Here is a 20,263-nt window from a genome sequence, read left to right as displayed (position 1 = left end):
TAAAGTTAATATTAAGAGTTTTAATTGCGTGTAATGAAAGTATTATATTTTTATTTATGTATGAAAATTCACTTTACTATACCAACTAAAAATCATAGAATTAGTTTTAAAGTTGTTTTGTTTAAAGGGGATGTTTTCGTATTAAGTTCTATGATGAAATTCCTATAATTAGGTCAGTGGCAGCTATGCTTGTTGTTGCCATTCATACAGTTAATAGTATCGCACTTTCAGGAGACTCATTCACTTCTGATGGATTAGGGTATATAAATCAAATTGCAAGGTTAGGTACACCTATTTTTGCAGTAATTAGTGCTTTTTTATTAACTATTTCTGTCGTTCATAAAGGTTTTAGCTTGAATTATTTTATAAAATCAAGATTTAGCAAAATCTTAATCCCTTATATTATATGGACCATTTTTTATTTATTATACAGGGCTTATTTTTTACATAACTTAGAGGATGATGGTAAATTAATCAATTATTTTGTATTCGGCAAGGCAAACTTTCATCTATATTTTATATTAACAGTAATACAATTCTACTTTTTATTTCCATTTGTACACAAATTTAAAAAAGGATGGCCAATTATTGCTTTATTCGTAGTTGCAACTATTGCTAATATAGTTTGGATAATGATGGGACCAATGTCATTGGGTGGCGGTGGAGTAGAACGGTTTGTAAATGATAAACTATTCATTATGAATTGGATATCCTTTTTCATTTTAGGCATTGTTTATGCAAAATTTTACAATGAAATAAAAGTACTGATATTTAAATATAAGGCGTTACTTTCAATTATTATAGGCATATTATTTATTGATTTATTAATCAGTATTGATTTAGACAATTTACACAGTTCAATCCATGTTTCAAATATAATTTATATCCCGTTTTTTATTGTATTTCTTAATTACATGTTTGAACATGTAAAGAAAAATAAAATCATCTTGCATACACTCACATTAATAGGAAATTACTCAATGGGTATCTATTTAGTACATTATGTAGCAATCCAATTCGTGAAGCGTTTGCCACTTGTTGAGAATATCGATGCCCAAAGTAAATTTATGGGTGTATTTATAGCAGCTGTTGCTTTATCAGTATTCATTATATACTTAATTGGCAAGTTACCATTTGGCAATTACATTGTGCCTATTCCGAAAAAGAAAGCTAGTAAACACCTTGCTAATATTCGAGATAATAGTGATACTGGTAATAAAGCAACGACGTAAAAAGAAAGTATTTTTTAAGGGTCTGAGACCTGAATATCTCTGGCTAAAGAATAAACATCAATTTCTACTGAGTTATATAGAAATTGATGTTTTCTTTGTTTTTTATGAAATATTGAAGTCTCCATTGGTGGTGTAAGTTGAGTCATGTTATAACCTTTATACCTAAGGCATCTCTTTTAAAATTATATGATGGTAATTTATTATACGAAAGGGTCATATTTTTTGTAGTAAAACATATAATTTTTTCGGTTTTGTAACGTGTTGACGTCAGGAGAATAGTATGAGTGAGAAACTACAAGATCGAACCATAGCTCAGTCAAGCATGCAAGATCAATATCACTTTTCATTTAATTATAATTGAGAAAAATTTAGAAAATGTGTTTAATTGTAATGGAATAGTGAATAATCTATGCAGAAGCGAGATGATACTTATAATTTAGTATAATAGATGATTGTCATTTAAAGAATGTGTTATTATTAAGCATAGTACAACAAACTATTAAAGCTTTTTATGATAGAGTTTTGTACCGTCTTTTTATAATCATAATAAGTAATTACTATTTTTAGAATTAATTTAAGGTATGGTGAGTTATATGTCGAACGAAGACAATGTAAAACAAGAAAATAAGAAGGGGAAAGACAAGTTAAAACTTAGTTTCCCTGAAACCCGCTTCATGAAGTTTGCGGGTGGCAAAGACTTACTTTTTGGTTTGTTAATTTTAATATTAGTAGGTATCGCTATATTTATATTTGATCAAGTATCTTATATTTTCAAACCATTCATTATCATTTTTAATACGATTGTTGCGCCTATTATTGTTTCAGTTATCCTATATTATCTATTGAATCCATTAGTCAATTTAATGGAACGTTATAATATTTCTAGATTATGGGGCGTAATTATATTATTCCTGTTGATTGTAGGTGTGATAACACTGGTTATTAACCTTTTAATCCCTGTAATAGGGTCTCAATTCAGAAGCTTTGGTAATAATTTCCCATTATATGTAGATAAGGTCAATCAATTTATAGATAGTGTTACGAAGTACTCATTGATATCGAATTTCTACAGTCAAATTCAAGAGCAGTTGGACGCGTTGGCTAATAAATTGCCATCTATGGTTTCAGATTACTTTAATGGATTTGGCTCAAAGGTAAAGAATTTTGCTGAGGCAATTGTCAATGTTGGTGTGGTCATTGCGACAACACCATTTGTGTTGTTCTTTATGTTGAAAGATGGACATCGTTTTAAAGAGTTTTCCACAAAATTAATGCCACCTAAATTCAGAAAAGATTACCATGATTTATTAGACAAAATGAGTGTTCAAGTTGGTTCTTATATTCAAGGTCAAATTATTGTTTCATTTTGTATTGGTATTTTATTATTTATAGGTTATAGCATTATTGGATTAGATTATAGTTTGATTTTAGCATCAATTGCTGCTGTTACCAGTGTAGTACCATACATAGGTCCTACAATCGCAATATCGCCAGCAATTATTATTGCGTTAATCACTTCTCCAATTATGCTATTGAAATTGATTGTAGTATGGACGGCTGTTCAGTTTATCGAAGGTCATCTGATTTCACCTAATGTCATGGGTAAAACACTTAAAATACACCCATTAACAATTATTTTCATCTTATTAAGTGCAGGTAACTTATTAGGTATTGTAGGCGTGATTTTAGGTATCCCGGCTTATGCGATATTAAAAGTATTAGTTTCACATTTATATACTATGTTTAAACGTAGATATAATAAGTATTATGGTGAAGATGCTGGAGAATATGAAATTACAACAGACGAAGAAATTCGTTAAATTATTATAAGTTTTCTTCAGTGTGCTTTGACAATGAACACTATTTTCATTTTGATTTTATATCATAAAAGTGTTCATACTGAAGCGGTACGACTAGTACACAAATTGATAAGCGTCTATAGATATTATACAGATACATACTGTAATCTATAGACGTTTTTATCATATACTTTAGTTATAAAAACAATCGAGGGCGAGATGATGAAACCAATTTCTAAAATATGGTTCCTGTCTCGTCCTTTATTATTGTCGTGATGTATTATTAATATACTGAGTTAGATTATCGTTATTGATGTAAGTTTTGTATTATATGGCTATATTAATGAGCATTTCACCTTATTTAATGGCGTTTGATTCATGCTATTTAAAATTGAGTCATGCGTCTAACAATTTTGTTAGTAGTTATTATTAAAAAATTTATTTATTATGTATTGTTCTTGTGCTATATTTTTATGGAACGATTAGATTATTAAAAGTGAAGTGAAAAGATGTCAAAAGAATTGAGAAGCAAATTATTTTCTATATTAAAAATTGCATTCGCATTTACGTTATTTACAATTGTTGCTATTACTTTATACAAAGAGCTTTCACATATTAATCTCAAAGACGCAATAAAATCATTTAGTAAAATTAATAGATTTTGGCTCGTTGCACTGTTCCTTAGTGGTGGCGCATCTATTATAGTGCTCTCAATGTATGATGTGATCTTAGCTAAAACATTAAAGTTAAAAATTGGTTTAGCTAAAACGATTAGAATTGGTTATATTGTAAATGCTTTGAATGCTGTTGTTGGCTTTGGGGGATTTATAGGGGCCAGTGTACGTTTCCTATTTTATAAAAATACAACTGATGATAAAAAAGCACTGCTACATACCATTTCTATTGTTTTAATTTCAATGTTAACTGGTTTGAGTTTGCTTTCTATCTTAGTAGTGATTCATGTCTTTGATATTTCGCATATTTTCACACCGTATCCATGGATTAAATGGTTAATGTACGTAGTAGCATTGTTTTTACCAATATTTGTGGTATTTACTATCATTAAGCCCGTACAAAAAACACATAGATTGCTTGGTGTATATTGCACAATTGTTTCAGGAGTTGAATGGTTTGTTGCAGCATTAGTGTTATACATGGCAATGGCTATCGTGGGTGTTCAAATACCTTTTGCTACATTTATGGGGATTTTTATTCTAGCAGCGTTATCGGGATTAATCAGTTTTATTCCTGGTGGATTTGGTACATTTGATTTAGTTGTACTGTTAGGTTTAAAGGCGTTAAATATTAATGAGGAAGCAATCGTATTAGGTTTGTTACTTTATCGTTTTGCTTATTATTTATTCCCTGTACTTATTGCATTGATTTTATCTACATTTGAATTCCGTAGTACTGCTAAACGTTACTGGGAAGATTCACGCATATTAGTACCAGTAAAAGATATGACATCTTTGTTAGGCTCATATCAAAAGGACATAATTGCACGTATACCATCTTTTGCTATGGCACTTTTATTGCTATTTACGAGTTTAGTATTCTTTTTAAATAATTTAACAATTATTTATGATGGATTATATGATCCAAATCACTATATCTATTATATTATTGTTTCAATTCATACCTGTGCGTGTTTATTATTATTATTGAATGTTATAGGTGTTTATAAATTATCTAAACGTGCGATACTATTTGCAATTATTTCCGTATTATTTATATTTATTGCAACGGCTTATACGTATGCATCATTCATACTATTAAGTTGGCTTACAGTGATCTTTGTATTATTGCTTGTATTTTATAAACGGGCTCGAGTTATCAAACGACCGTTTAGATATTCCAAGTTATTATTAAGTGTTATTACAGGTGCGATCATCCTATATATTAATCACCTTGTGATTAAGAGTACGTTTTACTCTTTAGATATTTATCATATTGAAATGCTGACTTCTATTTTGAGATATTATTTCTGGATTACTATTTTATTAGTAGCAATTATAGTTGGTGTTATCGTATGGTGGTTTGAATACAGATATCGATTATCAAATAGTAGAGATAACATTGCTACTTGTGAATCGATTATTGATAAATATAATGGGAATTATTTAAGTCACTTAATGTACAGTGGGGATAAGAAGTTTTTTATAAATGACAATGAAGATGCTTTTGTAATGTATCGCTATCATAATAATACGTATATTATTTTAGGTGATCCAATTGGTAATACAGAATCATTTTATAGTTTATTAGAAGCATTTTATCAAGAAGCGGAATATTTAGGTTATGATATTATTTTTTATCAAGTAACGGATAAGCACATGTCACTCTATCATAGTTTTGGTAACCAATTCTTTAAATTAGGTGAAGAAGCCGTTATAAATTTAACGACATTTACAACGTCAGGGAAGAAAAAGCGTGGTTTGCGAGCGACGCTAAATAAACTTGATGATTTGGGTTATTCATTTGAAGTGGTGGAGCCACCGTTTTCGCAACAGATGATTGCTGATTTAAAAGCTATAAGTGATGAGTGGTTAGCTGATAAAAATGAAATGCATTTTTCTGTTGGTAGTTTTGACGAACATTATATATCACAAGCTCCCATAGGCGTGTTAAAAGATAATGAACAATCCGTCATTGCTTTCTGCACATTGATGCCAACTTATTATAATGGCGTGATTTCAGTTGATTTAATACGTTGGAAACAAGACATTGAGTTGCCATTAATGGATAGTCTATACTTGAATATGCTACTTTGGTCAAAAACTAATAACTATGAACATTTTAATATGGGAATGGCGACATTATCTAATGTGGGACAAATTCCTTATTCATTTTATGGTGAAAGAATAGCTGGCCGTGTATTTGAACATTTCAACGGTCTATATAGATTCCAAGGTCTCAGAAGATATAAAGAGAAATTTAATCCGAAATGGGAGCCAAGATTTCTTGTTTATCGTAAACGCCACTCATTATGGGTGAGCATGTTAAAAGTAATGCGTGTCATTAGAAAAAATAGTTGAAGTACAACATGAAGCCCCCCACATGTCATATGCATGTGGGGGGCTTCTTAAGGAGTTTAATAGTGCTTAATGGTTTGTGTAGTTAATCTTTGGAGAAGTTATTAACTACTTTAATAAACTAACAATTGTTACCCTTTTAAATATCATTTTAATTCTAACTATATTTGAATTTCTCGTTACCCCTTTGTTAAAGGTACAATATAAATATATCATCATTAGAAAACGCTTTCAATGATGTATTGAAATCTTATTCATTTTATTATGAACATATTATACGTGTGTTTTCTTATTAATATTTATATGTATTATTACTTTTTCGTAGCGACAAATTAAAAAATGTCTTCTACTCATAGTGATAAATCAAGCGGCTTACCGATAGTTTTTGAACTTATATTTTAACCATCAAGTTGTTTTTATGAGAAGTATTGATAGTTACAGGTAAGTGTTTAATTTGTTTAATAAGTTGTAAGTTTTTAAAATACAGATATTTTTTTGATTTAAAAGGATAAACACCTACTTCATAAATAAACTTTATGCTATTACAAAAATGCGGATGTATATTTTAATTGTTTCTTATAAACCAATAATCTATAATAATTAAAAATAAAAAATGAGGTATATAAATTGATAGATTATAGAGCATATTCAGATGAACAAAAAGTTTTTATAATTAGTATTGGAAGGTTAGATTGGTATAAAATTCGTAAGAAAGTTATAAAAATCATTGGAAAATTAATTAAACCCATTCTCCCGAACTATTATAGTTACACATTTATAGATGTTGATAATGTAACAGTATTATTATTAAAAGCAGAGCAACAATTTATACCAGATTTAATTAGGGCACTATGTAAAAAGAATATAGCTATTTATGAGGTTAAATTAGTTGAAGGAAAAGATAAATTGTTGTACGAAGATTTTATCAATAGTAGTAAATAATATCTTCGTACAAAGATATATCAATTCAATTTTATTTAAACATACCTAATTTGTGCTGTGCGTTGCATAGTTGATCATCATCTTTAACAGGCGCGTTATCTATATTAAAAGTGAATGTATGAATTATATTGCTATTAATCTTAGTGATATAGGAAATGTAGAATTTTTATACGAACAAAATTTAATCATGTAAACACTCTGTTAAATAGAGAAAATATGTGATAGTATGAAAACGGTTACATATAAGGAGTGATTTTACTGACAACGATAAAAGATGTAGCACTATTAGCCGGTTGCTCAGTTGCAACTGTTTCTAGAGCGATTAACAATACTGGGTATGTTAAGGCACAAACGCGATCGCAAATTGATCGTGCAATTGCAGAACTGAATTACCAACCAAATGAAGCTGCAAGAACATTATATAAAAGAAAATCAAAAATGATTGGATTGCTCCTACCAGATATAAGTAATCCATTCTTTACGTTAATTGCAAGAGGCGTAGAAGATGTTGCTGTTGAACATGGCTACCAAGTTTTAATTGGTAATAGTGATAATGATATAGAAAAAGCAAAGGCTTATTTAACAACATTTGTATCTCATAATTGCGCTGGCATGATTACTACTGCACTTAACGAAAATATAATTGAAAATATGTTAGAACCGCTTCATATGCCTTTTGTATTTGTCGATAGAACTCATAATGAAATATCAGGTGTTTCAACTGATCATTATGAAGGTGGACAACGTCAAGCAGAATTAGTTATTGAAGGAGGCTGTAATGATGGTCTAGTCGTACATGAAGATTTAACGATTGATGCTTTTAAACATCGCGTCAAAGGTGTAGTGTCAATTTTTAAAGAACATGGTATTAACTATAAAACATATTTAGCGCAGGATTTAAACGATGAAGGTTCATTTATTAATTTAATCAGGTCACACAATATAGATAGTATTATCTGCAGTAATGATTTATTAGCAATTAAAGTAATGGGGATACTTCAACAACATAACTTGCAAATTCCAAAGGATGTTCAAATTGTGGGGTATGATAATATACCATTTTCAACAATGACATTTCCCCAAATTAGTACAATCGATCAGTCGGCTTATCGTTTAGGGGAGCTAGCAATGTCAAAGTTAATTAAATTGTATGATCATCAAGATGATGTCGAACTAGAAAAAGTAGCCATTTCCGTAATAAAGAGATCGAGTACACGTCATTAATGCGTAACATGTAACGGGTTACATAAATAAAGGAGTGGTTTGATGTATAAAACAGGTATTTTAAATAGTGAAATTTCAAAATTGCTAAGTGATTTAGGTCATACAGATCAAATTATTATTGCTGATTGTGGTTTGCCAGTACCACAAGGAGTTAAGAAAATAGACCTTGCCTTAGATTTTGGGAAACCATCATTCTTAGAAGTATTTCACATAATAAAAAATCATATGGTAATTGAGCAAGTAACGATTGCTAATGAAATGATTAAGCAAAATGATGACCTCTATATACAACTGGTGTCAGAAAACATTGATATTAGCACTGTATCTCATGAACAGTTAAAAGCGGATAGTGAGAAAGTTAAAGCTATTATCAGAACAGGCGAAGCTAAACCTTTTGCTAATGCGATATTAAAGAGTGGCGTTTTATTTTAAAGGGGTGATTAATAATGATTAATATGCATCAAATATATAAATCGTTTGGACAAAATGATGTGTTGTTGGGTGTGGATTTTGAAATCGCCGATGCAGAGGTCCATGCATTAATGGGTGAAAATGGTGCTGGTAAAAGTACATTAATGAAAATACTAACAGGTGTCTATGAAGCGGATGATGGCAACGTAGTAGAAAATGGAGAACCAATCCATTTTAAGAATACTAAAGATGCTGAAAATCATGGTGTCGCGTTTATACAGCAAGAATTGAATATTTGGCCTAATTTGACAGTATTAGAAAACTTATTTCTAGGAAAAGAAACAACTAAATTTTTTGGTATTGTAGATAATAAAGCCATGAGGGTACAAGCACAAGAGATATTTAAAAAATTGAATATAACGATTGATTTAAATCAATTAGCAGGAGATTTATCTGTTGGTATGCAACAAATGTTAGAAATTAGTAAAGCGCTTATGCAAGAGGCTAAAGTTATTATAATGGATGAGCCAACTGCTGCATTAACCAATAATGAAATAGAAGTGTTATTTGAACAAATCAAAAAGTTAAAAAGTGAAGGCGTCTCTTTTGTCTATATTTCACATAGAATGGAAGAAATATTTAGTATTTCTGATCGTATTACCGTTATGAGAGATGGTCGCTCTATCTTAACGTCTGCTACTGAATCTACCACACATCCACAAATCGTCAAGGCGATGATAGGTAGAGATTTAGATAACCAATATCCTGAAAGGAACTATGAGCAAGATGAATTAGTACTTTCTGTTAAGGAGCTTAGTTCAAATGAGCATAATCTAAAATCGGTTCACTTTGAGTTGCATAAAGGAGAAATCTTAGGTTTTAGTGGTTTAATGGGTGCAGGTAGGTCAGAGATTATGCGCGTGTTGTTTGGTCTAGATAAAGGGACTATGCAAGTCGAATTGAATGGTAAAGCTATTTATATGAACAATCCTCATCAATCTATAAAACATGGTTTAGCTTTTATCACTGAAAATAGAAAAGAAGAAGGATTAGTTCTACAGGATTCTATTTTAGAGAATATATCATTACCTGCGTTAAAAAGCTTTTCAAAATCAGGTTTTCTAGCTCAAGGTTCAATGGAACAATATACACAGCAAATGATTAAGCGATTAAATATTAAAGGCAAACAAGATGATGTGTGCGTAGATTTATCTGGCGGGAACCAACAAAAAGTAGTTTTAGCAAAATGGATAGCGACAGCACCACGCGTATTGATTTTAGATGAGCCTACTAGAGGGATAGATGTAGGTGCTAAAAGAGAAATATATCAATTAATGAATGAACTTACAGAAAGAGGAATGTCTATTATTATGATTTCATCAGAATTACCTGAGGTTATTGGCATGAGTGACAATGTTGCTGTTGTCCATGAAGGTAACATTGCAGGGATATTAGACAAGGCATCGTTATCTGAAGAACGTATCATGACTTTAGCTACTGGAGGGAAAATAAATGAATCAATCTAAGTTATCTTTTTCATATTTAGAAAAAATTATACCATTTATTGGATTAATATTATTAGTCATTATCATAAGTGTATTAAACAGTGCTTTTTTAGAACCATCTAATTTGTTTAATTTATTAAGACAAGTATCTATTAATGGTTTAATAGCATTTGGTATGACATTTGTTATTTTGACAGGGGGGATAGACTTATCAGTTGGGTCCACGCTTGCGTTATCTAGTGCGATGATAGCTATATTAATGGTAACTGGTGTTGATTCAATAGTTGCGTTGTTAATTGGTTGTATCTTTGGTGCTATTTTAGGAGCGATTAACGGGCTTTTAATTACATTAGGTAAGATGGCGCCATTTATCGCAACTTTAGCAACAATGACCGTATTTAGAGGGCTCACACTTGTTATCACTGATGGTAATCCGATTACAAATTTAAATGGTAGTTATGCATTTCAACTATTTGGACGTGGTTACTTTTTAGGTATACCTGTACCAGCAGTTACGATGTTTATCACCTTCATTATTTTATATATTATTTTACATAAAACGGTGTTTGGTAGACAAACTTATGCCATGGGCGGTAATGAAAAAGCGGCATTTATTTCAGGAATCAAAGTCAATAAGTTGAAGGTGATGATCTATAGTTTAGCTGGCTTAATGTCTGCGATGGCAGGAGCAATATTAACATCTCGTTTAAATTCTGCACAACCAACAGCGGGCATGTCATATGAATTGGATGCTATTGCAGCTGTAGTACTTGGAGGTACTTCACTTACAGGGGGGAAAGGACGTATTCTCGGTACATTAATCGGTGTGCTTATTATAGGGGTACTAAACAATGGTTTAAATCTATTGGGTGTATCTTCATTTTATCAACAAGTCGTTAAAGGTGTTGTGATTATTATTGCAGTGCTAATAGATAGAAAGAATAAATCATAGAGGAGGTCATTTAATGAAAAAGTTATTTATTAGTGCTATTGCAATATTGTTACTTTTAGCAGGGTGTTCCCTAGAATCTCCATTAGAAAATAATAGCAAAGATAAATCAGACAAGAAAAAATCTGAAATTGTGATTGGTGTCAGTATATCTACATTAAATAATCCGTTCTTTGTAAAAATAAAAGATGGTATTGAGGATGAAGCGAAAAAACAAGGAGTCAAAGTGAAATTTGCTGATGCACAAGATGATGCAGCAAAACAATCAAATGATATTGATGATTTAATTCAACAAAATGTAGACTACCTTATTGTTAACCCAACAGATTCAGATGCGATTTCTGGTAGCATTCAAATTGCGAATGATCAAAATATCCCAGTAATCACTTTGGATAGAGAAGTTGCTAAAGGGGAGGTTGCATCATTTATTGCTTCAGATAATGTTAAAGGTGGAGAAATGGGTGGCCAACTCATTGTAGAGCAATTCGGTAAAAATACGAAAGTTGCTGAATTAGAAGGTATACCTGGTGCAAGTGCAACGAGAGAACGTGGTAAAGGATTTCATAACGTAGCAGATAAATCGCTTGATGTAGTATCGAAACAAAGTGCTAAGTTCAATAGAACAGAAGGTTTGAATGTGACGCAAAATATTATACAAGCACATCCAGATATCAAAGCTATTTTTGCACAAAATGATGAAATGGCATTAGGTGCTGTAGAAGCGGTTGGTAATAAGGATATTAAAGTTATTGGCTTTGATGGTAACGAGGATGCAATTAAATCGGTAGAAAACAATAAATTATATGCTACTGTTGCGCAACAACCTCATTTAATGGGTGAAGAAAGTATTAAAACAGTAATGAATTTATTTGATGGTAAGAAAGTAGAGCAAAAAAACAAAATTCCATTAGAAATGAAAAGACAAAATTAATTGGTAATCATCTATAATAAAGCCGGATGTAGTAAACACTACTCCGGCTTTAAAATTTATATAACTGATGATTATTTATATGAGACAGAATGATATCAATAGTTTTGTCTCATTTATTGCGTTGACACGAATTGACTATAAAATTAAAGTTACTATCATTTCAATGAAGTTAAAAAAAGGGTTTGATGTAAATTAGATGTCTAACCCTTTTTCATAATTTTGACGATCTTGTTGTTCTTTTGCATAACGCTCAGGATTCTTTTTATAAAAATCTTGATGTTCAGCTTCTGCTTCGTAAAATGTAGAAGCGGGTAGAATTTTTGTTGCAATCGCTTTGTCTTTATCCATAGTATCCTTTAATTTCTCAATATAAATTTCTGCCAGTTCTTTTTGATCTTCATTTGTGTAGAAGATAGCAGTTTTGTATTGTGAACCTCTATCTTGGAATTGCCCGCCTTCATCAGATGGATCTATTACAGAAAAGAAAATTTCTAATAATTTATTGTAGGAAAACAATGCGACATCATATTCGATTTCGACAGTTTCCAAATGGCCGGTATTACCACTTTTGACTTGTTCATATGAAGGGTTATCTACATGTCCTCCCATATACCCAGAGGTTACTTTTTCTATGCCTTCAAATGTATCAAAGGGTTTAACCATACACCAAAAGCAACCTCCAGCGAAGTATGCTTTATTAATATTCATGCTTAACATCCTTTCCGTATTAGACCTTAGTACCATATATAAAGATATCACTTGATTTTTATACTCTTTTTATATAACTTTAATATATGTTAATTATAGTACATAGAAGTGCAATTTTGAAGATATAAGGTTGATACTAATGAATGAAGACAAACAAAGAAGTAATACAAACTCAAGCAACAACACTAAAGAAGCGCCTATGCGTAGGGTTAAGAAGAAGCGGCTTAAGAAATTACCGATAATCATTTTAATTTTTATTGTGATTTTAGCAATTATCGTAGGTTATGCAGTGCATGGTTATAATTCCGGTATTAATTATGCGAAAGACCACGGTAAAACATTAAAACAAGAAAAATTTAATGGTGCCGCTAAAAATGACGGTAAGATTACGGTAATGGTATTAGGAGCAGACGCCGAAGACGGTGGTATTTCTAGAACAGATTCTATTATGATCGCTCAATATGATTATGTTAATAAAAAGATGAAGATGGTGTCTGTCATGCGTGATATTTATGCAGACATTCCAGGAAGTGGTCAACATAAGATTAACTCTGCATATTCTATAGGTGGACCAGAGTTATTGAGACAAACGTTGAAGAAAAATTTAGGTATTGATCCTGAATACTACGCTGTTTTAGATTTTACTGGTTTTGAAAAAATGATAGATGAACTGGAACCGAACGGTGTACCGATTGATGTTGAAAAAGACATGTCAAAAAATATTGGCGTATCGTTGAAAAAAGGTCATCATCGTTTAAATGGTAAAGAGCTCTTAGGTTATGCGAGATTTAGACATGACCCTGAAGGAGATTTTGGACGTGTCCGTAGACAGCAACAAGTGATGCAATCGCTAAAAGAGGAACTTGTGAGTGTAGATTCAATTCTCAAGTTACCTAGAGTTGCAGGTATTTTAAGAGGCTACTTAAACACCAATATGCCAGATTCTGCATTGGTGCAATCAGGATTAAACTTCGGTATTCGTGGTGATAAGAATGTAGATTCTATCACATTACCAATTAAGGGTACTTATCAAGATATCCAGTCACCAACGGATGGCAGTGCTTTAGAAATTGATAAAGAGAAAAACAAAGAAGCAGTTAAAAAATTCTTGGATGAATAGTATTGCTACTATGTAAGTGTAAGACAAAGAAGTAATATAGCACTTGATTTTTATCATATTTCGTTAGTTTCTGTCTAAGTAAAGATGCTTAGTAAGAAATATAGCGCTGTTTAAGTTTTTTGCATTATGTTATAACAGATTTAAAGAAAAAGGTTAGCATTAATACATCAATCCCCCTTACTACTGTCATAGTAAGGGGGATTTTTTTATAGTGTTAGCTATTTATTATCTATATTCTGTTAATAGAATGAGTATTACTATTGGTCAGATTTTCTAACTCCTGCAACCCCATAATGTGATGATTTCATTTCTTCTATAACTACTTGGATTGCTTCTTTATTAGCACCAGTTGTTTTTTCAACTGCATTTGTTACTTCACTTACTAAATCTTTGAGTTGTTCATCTGAACGACCTTCTAATAATTTCACATTGACGATTGGCATATGTAATTCCTCCTAAAATAATTTAAAGATATTATATCACGAAAATTCGAAAAATTATAAAAATAACTAAGCGAGAACATATGTTCCTTTTCGTATTGATTAAGAACAAACGTTCGTATATAATAGAATTAATTCAGGGAGGTTGTTTGATATGTATGATTATAATCTAGTGGAAGAAAGAGACGTATTGTGTATAGATCAAAAGAGTTTCTTTGCGAGTGTATCTTGTATTCAAAAAGGATTAGACCCTATGACTGAAAAATTAGCGGTGGTTGCTGATACTAAAAGACAAGGTTCAGTAGTATTAGCTGCGACAGGACCATTAAAAGCACTAGGCATCAAAACTGGATCTAGATTATTTGAAATACCACATAGAAATGACATTTATATAATTAATCCAAGCATGCGAAAATATTTGGAAGTTTCTATAGAAATATCAAAAATCGCATTGCAATATATTGCACCAGAAGACTTGCATCAATACAGTATAGACGAATTCTTTATGGATGTGACGAATAGTTATCATAGATTTAGTAGTAGAGTTCATTCATTTTGTCAAAAATTACAACTTGAGATTAAAGAAGCAACAGGTATTAATTGTTCCATAGGCATAGGCTCAAATATGTTATTGAGTAAAATTGCAATGGATATAGAAGCCAAACATAACGATAGTTTAATTGCAGAATGGCGTTATCAAGATGTACCTAAAAAACTTTGGCCAATTCAACCATTGAGCAAATTTTGGGGGATTAGCAGAAGAACAGAAGCTAAATTGAATAAAAGGGGAATCTTTACTGTTGGTGACTTAGCACATTATTCATATACGTATTTAAAAAGAGACTTAGGTATCATTGGTATCGATTTACATTTACATGCAAATGGAATTGATGAAAGTAGAGTGAGAGATAAATATAAAGTGATGAATCCATCTATTTGTAAGAGTCAAATACTCATGCGAGATTATCGATATAACGAAGCCAAAATAGTTATGCGTGAATTGATTGAGGATGTTGCTAGTCGTGTTAGAGGGAGAAATCAATTAGCTAAGACGATTCACTTTTCATTTGGTTACAGTGATGAAGGAGGTATAAGCAAACAGTATACGTTAGAAGATCCAACCAATCTAGAAGATAATATGTATAAAGTGGTTGAAGGATTTGCAGATAAATTATGTGACCCTTATGCATTATTCCGTACAGTAAGCATTTCTTTAACTCAGTTCATCGATGAGAAGGATAGACAATTGAATTTATTTATTGATGAGTATGAAAGAAAAAGAAAAGAAAAGCTAGCTAAAACTATAGACGCCTTACATCGGAAATTTGGACGAGGAATTGTATCTAAAGCGGTATCTTATACAGATGCAGGTACAAAACATGGTCGTCTTGGTCTTATGGCAGGACATAAAATGTAAAGTCTCACTTCTTCTCAATTTAGTTGAGTTAATGGGATTGATGCATGAGCAATACCTCAGGTAAACCTAAAAATCACTGTTTAATCTATTAAATAAGTGGGGCTACCAAAAATGATTTCGTAGCCCCACTTATAAAATTTCATATATTAACCAATATAAGTATCAAAATCATTGAGTGCCTCAGCGCCAGCTTTACGGTCATCAGGATTTTTAAAACTAATACGCAATGCCCCATATATGTCTTCGCGAACTTCTAAAATTCTAAGGTTGCTTATAGAAATATTATGTAAACTCAGAATGTTTGTCACTTTGCTAATCATACCTGGTTTATCCGGAATATCAACATATAGATCATACTCTACGGAAAGTGCCCCTTGTTGTTTAAGGGGAAGTTCATCACGATAAGTTTTAGCATCATTAAAGAAAGCATGGAGATCTTCAGCGTTATTACGCTCAATTAACGATATAACTTCTCCCATTTGATCTTTCCATTCTTTTAAGATACTTAATATAGTGTCTTTATTCTCAACTGTAATATCACGCCACATAACGGGGTTACTGCTTGCAATTCTAGTGATATCTCTAAAGCCACCAGCAGCCAATGTTTTCACCAAAGCAGAATCATCCACATGTTGCGCATTTAAATGAACCAAACTTGAAGCGATAATGTGCGGGACATGACTAACAATCCCAGTGACAAAATCATGTTCTTCTGCAGTTGTTGAAATGAATTTAGCATCAGTTGTTTTTAATAGATCTTGGATTTCTTCAAAAGCTAGATCATTAGCTGGTTCATTATGCACGAGTATATAAAAAGCATTTTCAAACAAATGTTTTTTAGCATTTAATACACCAGATTTATGACTCCCAGCCATTGGATGGCCGCCGATAAGGTGAATATCATATTTTAAAAGAAATTGTTCATACTGTTGAATCGTTGATTTTGTACTACCAGTATCGGTAATAATAACGTTTTTCTTTAATTGATAGCTTGGTAATTCTTGTAAGTATTTTATTGTTTGTTGTACGGGTGTGGCATATATAATGATATCGGCATTTTCGACGCTTGATTTATAGTCTGTCGATTGAAAATCGATGATACCAATAGATAAAGCTTTATCTAATTGAGATGTATCAGCATCAAATGCTGTAATTTCTATATCATTATGATAGTATCTTAAATTACTCGCTAGACTGCCGCCGATTAGGCCGAGACCAACGAAAAGTATTTGTTTCATTAAGCGAATCACCTCTATCAAAATTTTCAGAATAGTAACATTGTATAGTAGGTATTACTAATACGCAATACGTGATGAAATTTTTGCTTAACCACCAATGATATTTTGAGAACTTCAAAATCGTAGTGATAATTTTATTGGAAATGAATTGTTAACGTTCATAATACGAAATATGACCTAAAACAAAAAGATAAGAAATGAATGTGTGAAACATAAGAACATAAACCAAATAGAATTATGATAAAGTAAGAGAAAGTAAACAATGAACAACATAATCAATGACAAGGATAGTAATAATTTTTAAAAATAAGACTATTTATAAGGATATTCAAAAAATAAAGGGAGTGTGAAATTTGAAAATAAAGAACATTTTAATTGCAGGTCCATATGAATCTGATTTTCATCCATATTTGAAACAGCTAGAGCATTATAATTTACGTTTTAAGGCGACCGATACCATTTCACAAGAGGATATGAATTGGGCAGATACATATGTAGGGTTTGTTCCTAATGAAAGTTTTGAACCTTCTAAATTCAAATGGGTGCACACTTTTAATGCAGGAGTGAATAATTATTTAGCCATTTCTGGTTGGGATCATACACTGTTAACTAGAACAATCAGTGATTTCGGAGAAAAAATGAGTGAGTATTGCTTGAGTTATATATTAGCTGATTTACAATATCACTCCCAATTCGAAGCACAGCAAAAAGCTAAAGTTTGGTCTATTAAAACACCAAGGTCATTGAAAGATCAAATCATAACAATACTGGGGACAGGTGAGATTGGTCAAAAGATTGCAGAAGTATTCTCAACATTTGGGGCAACTGTAAATGGCATTTCAAAAAGTGGCCAAGATAAAGCGTATTTTCATCAAATAAGTAACATAGAAAATGCTCATACTATACTTGAACACTCAAATTATATAATTAGTACCTTACCATTAACACAAGATACAGAAAAGCTATTAAATCAACATCATTTTGATTATTTAAACAATGGGTATTTTATAAATGTAGGTAGAGGAAAAGTAGTTGATACAGACCACTTACTAGATGCTTTAAATGAAGGGAAGTTAAGGCATGTTGTATTAGATGTCTTTGAGTCAGAACCATTAACAGAGAACTCTGAGTTGTGGGAAAGGGAAGATGTTACGATGACGCCTCATATTTCAGCGTTAACAAATATCGATGATGCGATATCATGCTTTTGTAGCACATTGAAAAAATTAGAAAATAATGAATCAGTATCTAATCAAGTTGATTTCAATAAAGGATACTAAATTTAGTTAAGAATTAAACAAGTTTATTTTAATTATAACTGTTAAGGATTTTAGTACAATTATACCAATTTTCGAAGATAAAAGTTAAAATAGACTTACATATATTAGGAGGGGATTGCATGACTGAATCAATTTTCACCACAATTCAAGCATTAACAGAAATTAATAGTCCATCAGGACACGCAGAAAAGGCAATTAATTACGTTAAAGCTGAAGTTGAACATTTAGGTTATACAACAACGCTAACGAACAAAGGGGCATTGCTGATCACTGTGAAAGGTGAGAACGATGAAGCCCAAAAATGTATCACTGCACATGTTGATACGCTCGGTGCTATGGTCAAAGAAATTAAAGAAGATGGAAGATTAGCCTTGGACTTGATTGGTGGCTTTAGTTATAACGCAATTGAAGGAGAATATTGTGAAATAGAAACTTCATCAGGACAAACTTATACTGGTACCATCTGTTTACACGAGACGAGTGTACATGTGTATCGAAATAATGACGATATATCAAGAAATATTGAACATATGGAAGTCAGATTAGATGAAAAAGTAATGTCAAAAGAAGATACTGAAAGTTTAGGTATAGATGTAGGAGACTTTATAAGTTTTGATCCAAGGACTCAAATCACATCATCAGGATTTATAAAATCACGTCATTTAGATGATAAGGCTAGTGTTGCAATGATTATAGAGTTTTTAAAAACAATTAACAATGAAAACTTAACACTACCTCATACGACACAATTCTATATTTCAAACAATGAAGAAATTGGTTATGGGGCAAATGCTTCAATTTCACCCAAAATTGTTGATTTTATAGCTTTTGATATGGGGGCTTTAGGTGATGGTCAAGCATCCGATGAATATACAGTATCCATTTGTGCGAAGGATGCATCAGGACCTTATCATAAGGTGTTACGTGAACAATTAGTTAATTTATGCCAACTTAATCATATCCCTTATAAAGTAGATATTTATCCATATTATAGTTCAGATGCCTCTGCAGCATTAAAGGCAGGCGCTGATATCAGACATGGATTGTTTGGTGCAGGTATTGAATCTTCGCATGCACTAGAGCGTACGCATATAGATTCTTTAAAAGCAACTCAGGCGCTACTTCATGCGTATTGTTTAGCTCCTATACAATAATTTAGATATATTCGAAGAGAACTGTAACCTGAACAGTTTGTATATAGAGACAGGTAATAATAAATGATTATTATAGTGTATCACTTTTGTGGTACGCTTTTTTATTTTGATAAAAGTAAAGATTAATTATTACTTATTACAATTCAATACTTATTCTAGATAAAAAATGAATACAGTTAAGATTAATGTGTAATATTCTTTAAATTTAAAATAATCCTTTTAAAATTGTATTGATTTTTTATATAAATGGATATATTATTATTTTGTACAATTAAAATTAAAGAAAGAGGGTTATTTATGTGAAATTTTGTAAAAAATTTGTAGTAGCATTATTGATGTTATTAGTAATACCACCTGTAACATTGTCACAAGATAATCAAGTCAGTTCAACAGCATCAGCAACACAAGAGGAAGTTTATCCAATTAGCAACTCAGATCAACCGCCACATAATATTGTTGGTAAATTACATTTTAGCACTGGTTTTTCTGCTACCGGTTTTGTTATAGGACAAGACACAATACTCACGAATAGGCATGTAGCAAATAATTTGAATCAAGGAACTGGAGATTTTAAGTTAGCACTTAATAGACATAATAAAGGCCAGAAAATATTAGGTTCGTATGATGTAGTTTCTGCAATTTATCCTTCAAATGCAGAGGAAGATGTAGCTATTCTTAAAGTTAAACCTAAACAAGACAATTTGCCCCTTAATAAAGTAGTGGCGCCAGCAAATATTGGTAATGCAAATTATATTGATGACCAATGGTTAACAACTAGTAACAATAAATTTCATATAGCTGGCTATCCTGGAAATAGAGAAAAAGAGGTTCTGTTGCAAAGTTGAATTTATAGTATAATTTTAACAAAAAGGAGTCTTCTG

Annotated in this window: 18 protein-coding genes; 14 read left to right on the top strand and 4 right to left on the bottom strand. The window is 31.4% G+C overall.

Annotation, left to right across the window (positions count from 1 at the left end; genetic code table 11):
• Window positions 1-140 precede the first annotated feature (140 nt).
• Window positions 141-1,232: an acyltransferase gene (locus tag D9V42_RS12535; protein WP_122065221.1), complete on the top strand. Its 1,092-nt coding sequence runs from the start codon at window positions 141-143 to the stop codon at window positions 1,230-1,232.
• A 14-nt stretch (window positions 1,233-1,246) separates the two neighbouring features.
• Here D9V42_RS12535 and D9V42_RS15590 read toward each other — a convergent pair whose 3' ends face one another.
• Window positions 1,247-1,378 (bottom strand): hypothetical protein, encoded by a 132-nt coding sequence (locus D9V42_RS15590; RefSeq protein WP_279634289.1) that lies wholly within the window; start codon window positions 1,376-1,378, stop codon window positions 1,247-1,249.
• A 447-nt stretch (window positions 1,379-1,825) separates the two neighbouring features.
• Here D9V42_RS15590 and D9V42_RS12530 point away from each other — a divergent pair, with 447 nt between their 5' ends.
• From D9V42_RS12530 to D9V42_RS12495, 8 genes are all read left to right on the top strand, one after another.
• Window positions 1,826-3,052: an AI-2E family transporter gene (locus D9V42_RS12530; protein WP_107555966.1), complete on the top strand. Its 1,227-nt coding sequence runs from the start codon at window positions 1,826-1,828 to the stop codon at window positions 3,050-3,052.
• A 488-nt stretch (window positions 3,053-3,540) separates the two neighbouring features.
• Entirely contained in the window at window positions 3,541-6,066 is a 2,526-nt protein-coding gene (gene mprF, locus D9V42_RS12525; RefSeq protein WP_122065219.1) for a bifunctional lysylphosphatidylglycerol flippase/synthetase MprF, read from the top strand.
• A gap of 624 nt (window positions 6,067-6,690) precedes the next feature.
• Window positions 6,691-7,005, top strand: coding sequence for a hypothetical protein (locus D9V42_RS12520; RefSeq protein WP_122065217.1), 315 nt, complete (start codon window positions 6,691-6,693; stop codon window positions 7,003-7,005).
• A 249-nt stretch (window positions 7,006-7,254) separates the two neighbouring features.
• A complete protein-coding gene (locus D9V42_RS12515; protein ID WP_172592870.1) occupies window positions 7,255-8,229 on the top strand; it encodes a LacI family DNA-binding transcriptional regulator in 975 nt (324 codons plus the stop codon).
• 42 nt (window positions 8,230-8,271) lie between these two features.
• On the top strand, window positions 8,272-8,661 hold the full coding sequence (rbsD, locus tag D9V42_RS12510; RefSeq protein WP_107556034.1) for a D-ribose pyranase: 390 nt from the start codon (window positions 8,272-8,274) through the stop codon (window positions 8,659-8,661).
• 14 nt (window positions 8,662-8,675) lie between these two features.
• A complete protein-coding gene (locus D9V42_RS12505) occupies window positions 8,676-10,166 on the top strand; it encodes a sugar ABC transporter ATP-binding protein (RefSeq protein ID WP_122065215.1) in 1,491 nt (496 codons plus the stop codon).
• Window positions 10,153-11,097 carry an ABC transporter permease gene (locus tag D9V42_RS12500; RefSeq protein ID WP_107556036.1) on the top strand — a complete coding sequence of 315 codons (945 nt, stop codon included), beginning with the start codon at window positions 10,153-10,155 and terminating at the stop codon, window positions 11,095-11,097. The genes D9V42_RS12505 and D9V42_RS12500 overlap by 14 nt, the downstream gene beginning before the upstream one ends.
• Before the next feature lie 13 nt (window positions 11,098-11,110).
• Window positions 11,111-12,025, top strand: a complete 915-nt coding sequence (locus D9V42_RS12495) for a D-ribose ABC transporter substrate-binding protein (RefSeq protein ID WP_107556037.1) — start codon at window positions 11,111-11,113, stop codon at window positions 12,023-12,025.
• A 192-nt stretch (window positions 12,026-12,217) separates the two neighbouring features.
• Here D9V42_RS12495 and msrA read toward each other — a convergent pair whose 3' ends face one another.
• Window positions 12,218-12,733 carry a peptide-methionine (S)-S-oxide reductase MsrA gene (gene msrA, locus D9V42_RS12490; RefSeq protein ID WP_107531579.1) on the bottom strand — a complete coding sequence of 172 codons (516 nt, stop codon included), beginning with the start codon at window positions 12,731-12,733 and terminating at the stop codon, window positions 12,218-12,220.
• A gap of 139 nt (window positions 12,734-12,872) precedes the next feature.
• On the opposite strand from msrA, the gene D9V42_RS12485 reads away from it, so the two are divergent.
• A complete protein-coding gene (locus D9V42_RS12485) occupies window positions 12,873-13,853 on the top strand; it encodes an LCP family protein (RefSeq protein WP_107556038.1) in 981 nt (326 codons plus the stop codon).
• A 257-nt stretch (window positions 13,854-14,110) separates the two neighbouring features.
• Here the strand turns inward: D9V42_RS12485 and D9V42_RS12480 are convergent, their stop codons facing one another.
• Entirely contained in the window at window positions 14,111-14,296 is a 186-nt protein-coding gene (locus D9V42_RS12480; RefSeq protein ID WP_017724403.1) for a 2-hydroxymuconate tautomerase, read from the bottom strand.
• A gap of 151 nt (window positions 14,297-14,447) precedes the next feature.
• Here D9V42_RS12480 and D9V42_RS12475 point away from each other — a divergent pair, with 151 nt between their 5' ends.
• The gene (locus tag D9V42_RS12475; protein WP_122065213.1) at window positions 14,448-15,710 is read left to right on the top strand and encodes a Y-family DNA polymerase; all 1,263 of its coding nucleotides are present in this window, start codon (window positions 14,448-14,450) and stop codon (window positions 15,708-15,710) included.
• A gap of 146 nt (window positions 15,711-15,856) precedes the next feature.
• On the opposite strand, the gene D9V42_RS12470 is transcribed toward D9V42_RS12475, so the two are convergent.
• The gene (locus tag D9V42_RS12470; protein WP_107556040.1) at window positions 15,857-16,948 is read right to left on the bottom strand and encodes a prephenate dehydrogenase; all 1,092 of its coding nucleotides are present in this window, start codon (window positions 16,946-16,948) and stop codon (window positions 15,857-15,859) included.
• A 353-nt stretch (window positions 16,949-17,301) separates the two neighbouring features.
• On the opposite strand from D9V42_RS12470, the gene D9V42_RS12465 reads away from it, so the two are divergent.
• From D9V42_RS12465 to D9V42_RS12455, 3 genes are all read left to right on the top strand, one after another.
• The gene (locus D9V42_RS12465; protein WP_122065212.1) at window positions 17,302-18,228 is read left to right on the top strand and encodes a D-2-hydroxyacid dehydrogenase; all 927 of its coding nucleotides are present in this window, start codon (window positions 17,302-17,304) and stop codon (window positions 18,226-18,228) included.
• A 119-nt stretch (window positions 18,229-18,347) separates the two neighbouring features.
• Window positions 18,348-19,382 (top strand): M42 family metallopeptidase, encoded by a 1,035-nt coding sequence (locus tag D9V42_RS12460; RefSeq protein WP_107556042.1) that lies wholly within the window; start codon window positions 18,348-18,350, stop codon window positions 19,380-19,382.
• Between the two features lie 299 nt (window positions 19,383-19,681).
• Window positions 19,682-20,227, top strand: a complete 546-nt coding sequence (locus tag D9V42_RS12455) for a trypsin-like serine peptidase (protein WP_122065210.1) — start codon at window positions 19,682-19,684, stop codon at window positions 20,225-20,227.
• Window positions 20,228-20,263 lie beyond the last annotated feature (36 nt).

Source organism: Staphylococcus pseudoxylosus (assembly GCF_003697915.1).
GTDB lineage: Bacteria > Bacillota > Bacilli > Staphylococcales > Staphylococcaceae > Staphylococcus > Staphylococcus pseudoxylosus.
The sequence above is the reverse complement of the archived record's forward strand: the minus strand, read 5'-3'. Positions and strand labels throughout refer to the sequence as shown.

What these genes read in the sequence shown, in the direction of transcription:
- D9V42_RS12480 (WP_017724403.1), bottom strand. Translation starts at nt 14,296, where the DNA reads ATGCCAATCGTCAATGTGAAATTATTAGAAGGTCGTTCAGATGAACAA.
- D9V42_RS12500 (WP_107556036.1), top strand. Translation starts at nt 10,153, where the DNA reads ATGAATCAATCTAAGTTATCTTTTTCATATTTAGAAAAAATTATACCA.
- rbsD (WP_107556034.1), top strand. Translation starts at nt 8,272, where the DNA reads ATGTATAAAACAGGTATTTTAAATAGTGAAATTTCAAAATTGCTAAGT.
- D9V42_RS12505 (WP_122065215.1), top strand. Translation starts at nt 8,676, where the DNA reads ATGATTAATATGCATCAAATATATAAATCGTTTGGACAAAATGATGTG.
- D9V42_RS12475 (WP_122065213.1), top strand. Translation starts at nt 14,448, where the DNA reads ATGTATGATTATAATCTAGTGGAAGAAAGAGACGTATTGTGTATAGAT.
- D9V42_RS12470 (WP_107556040.1), bottom strand. Translation starts at nt 16,948, where the DNA reads ATGAAACAAATACTTTTCGTTGGTCTCGGCCTAATCGGCGGCAGTCTA.
- D9V42_RS12485 (WP_107556038.1), top strand. Translation starts at nt 12,873, where the DNA reads ATGAATGAAGACAAACAAAGAAGTAATACAAACTCAAGCAACAACACT.
- D9V42_RS12460 (WP_107556042.1), top strand. Translation starts at nt 18,348, where the DNA reads ATGACTGAATCAATTTTCACCACAATTCAAGCATTAACAGAAATTAAT.
- D9V42_RS15590 (WP_279634289.1), bottom strand. Translation starts at nt 1,378, where the DNA reads ATGACTCAACTTACACCACCAATGGAGACTTCAATATTTCATAAAAAA.
- D9V42_RS12530 (WP_107555966.1), top strand. Translation starts at nt 1,826, where the DNA reads ATGTCGAACGAAGACAATGTAAAACAAGAAAATAAGAAGGGGAAAGAC.
- mprF (WP_122065219.1), top strand. Translation starts at nt 3,541, where the DNA reads ATGTCAAAAGAATTGAGAAGCAAATTATTTTCTATATTAAAAATTGCA.
- D9V42_RS12495 (WP_107556037.1), top strand. Translation starts at nt 11,111, where the DNA reads ATGAAAAAGTTATTTATTAGTGCTATTGCAATATTGTTACTTTTAGCA.
- msrA (WP_107531579.1), bottom strand. Translation starts at nt 12,733, where the DNA reads ATGAATATTAATAAAGCATACTTCGCTGGAGGTTGCTTTTGGTGTATG.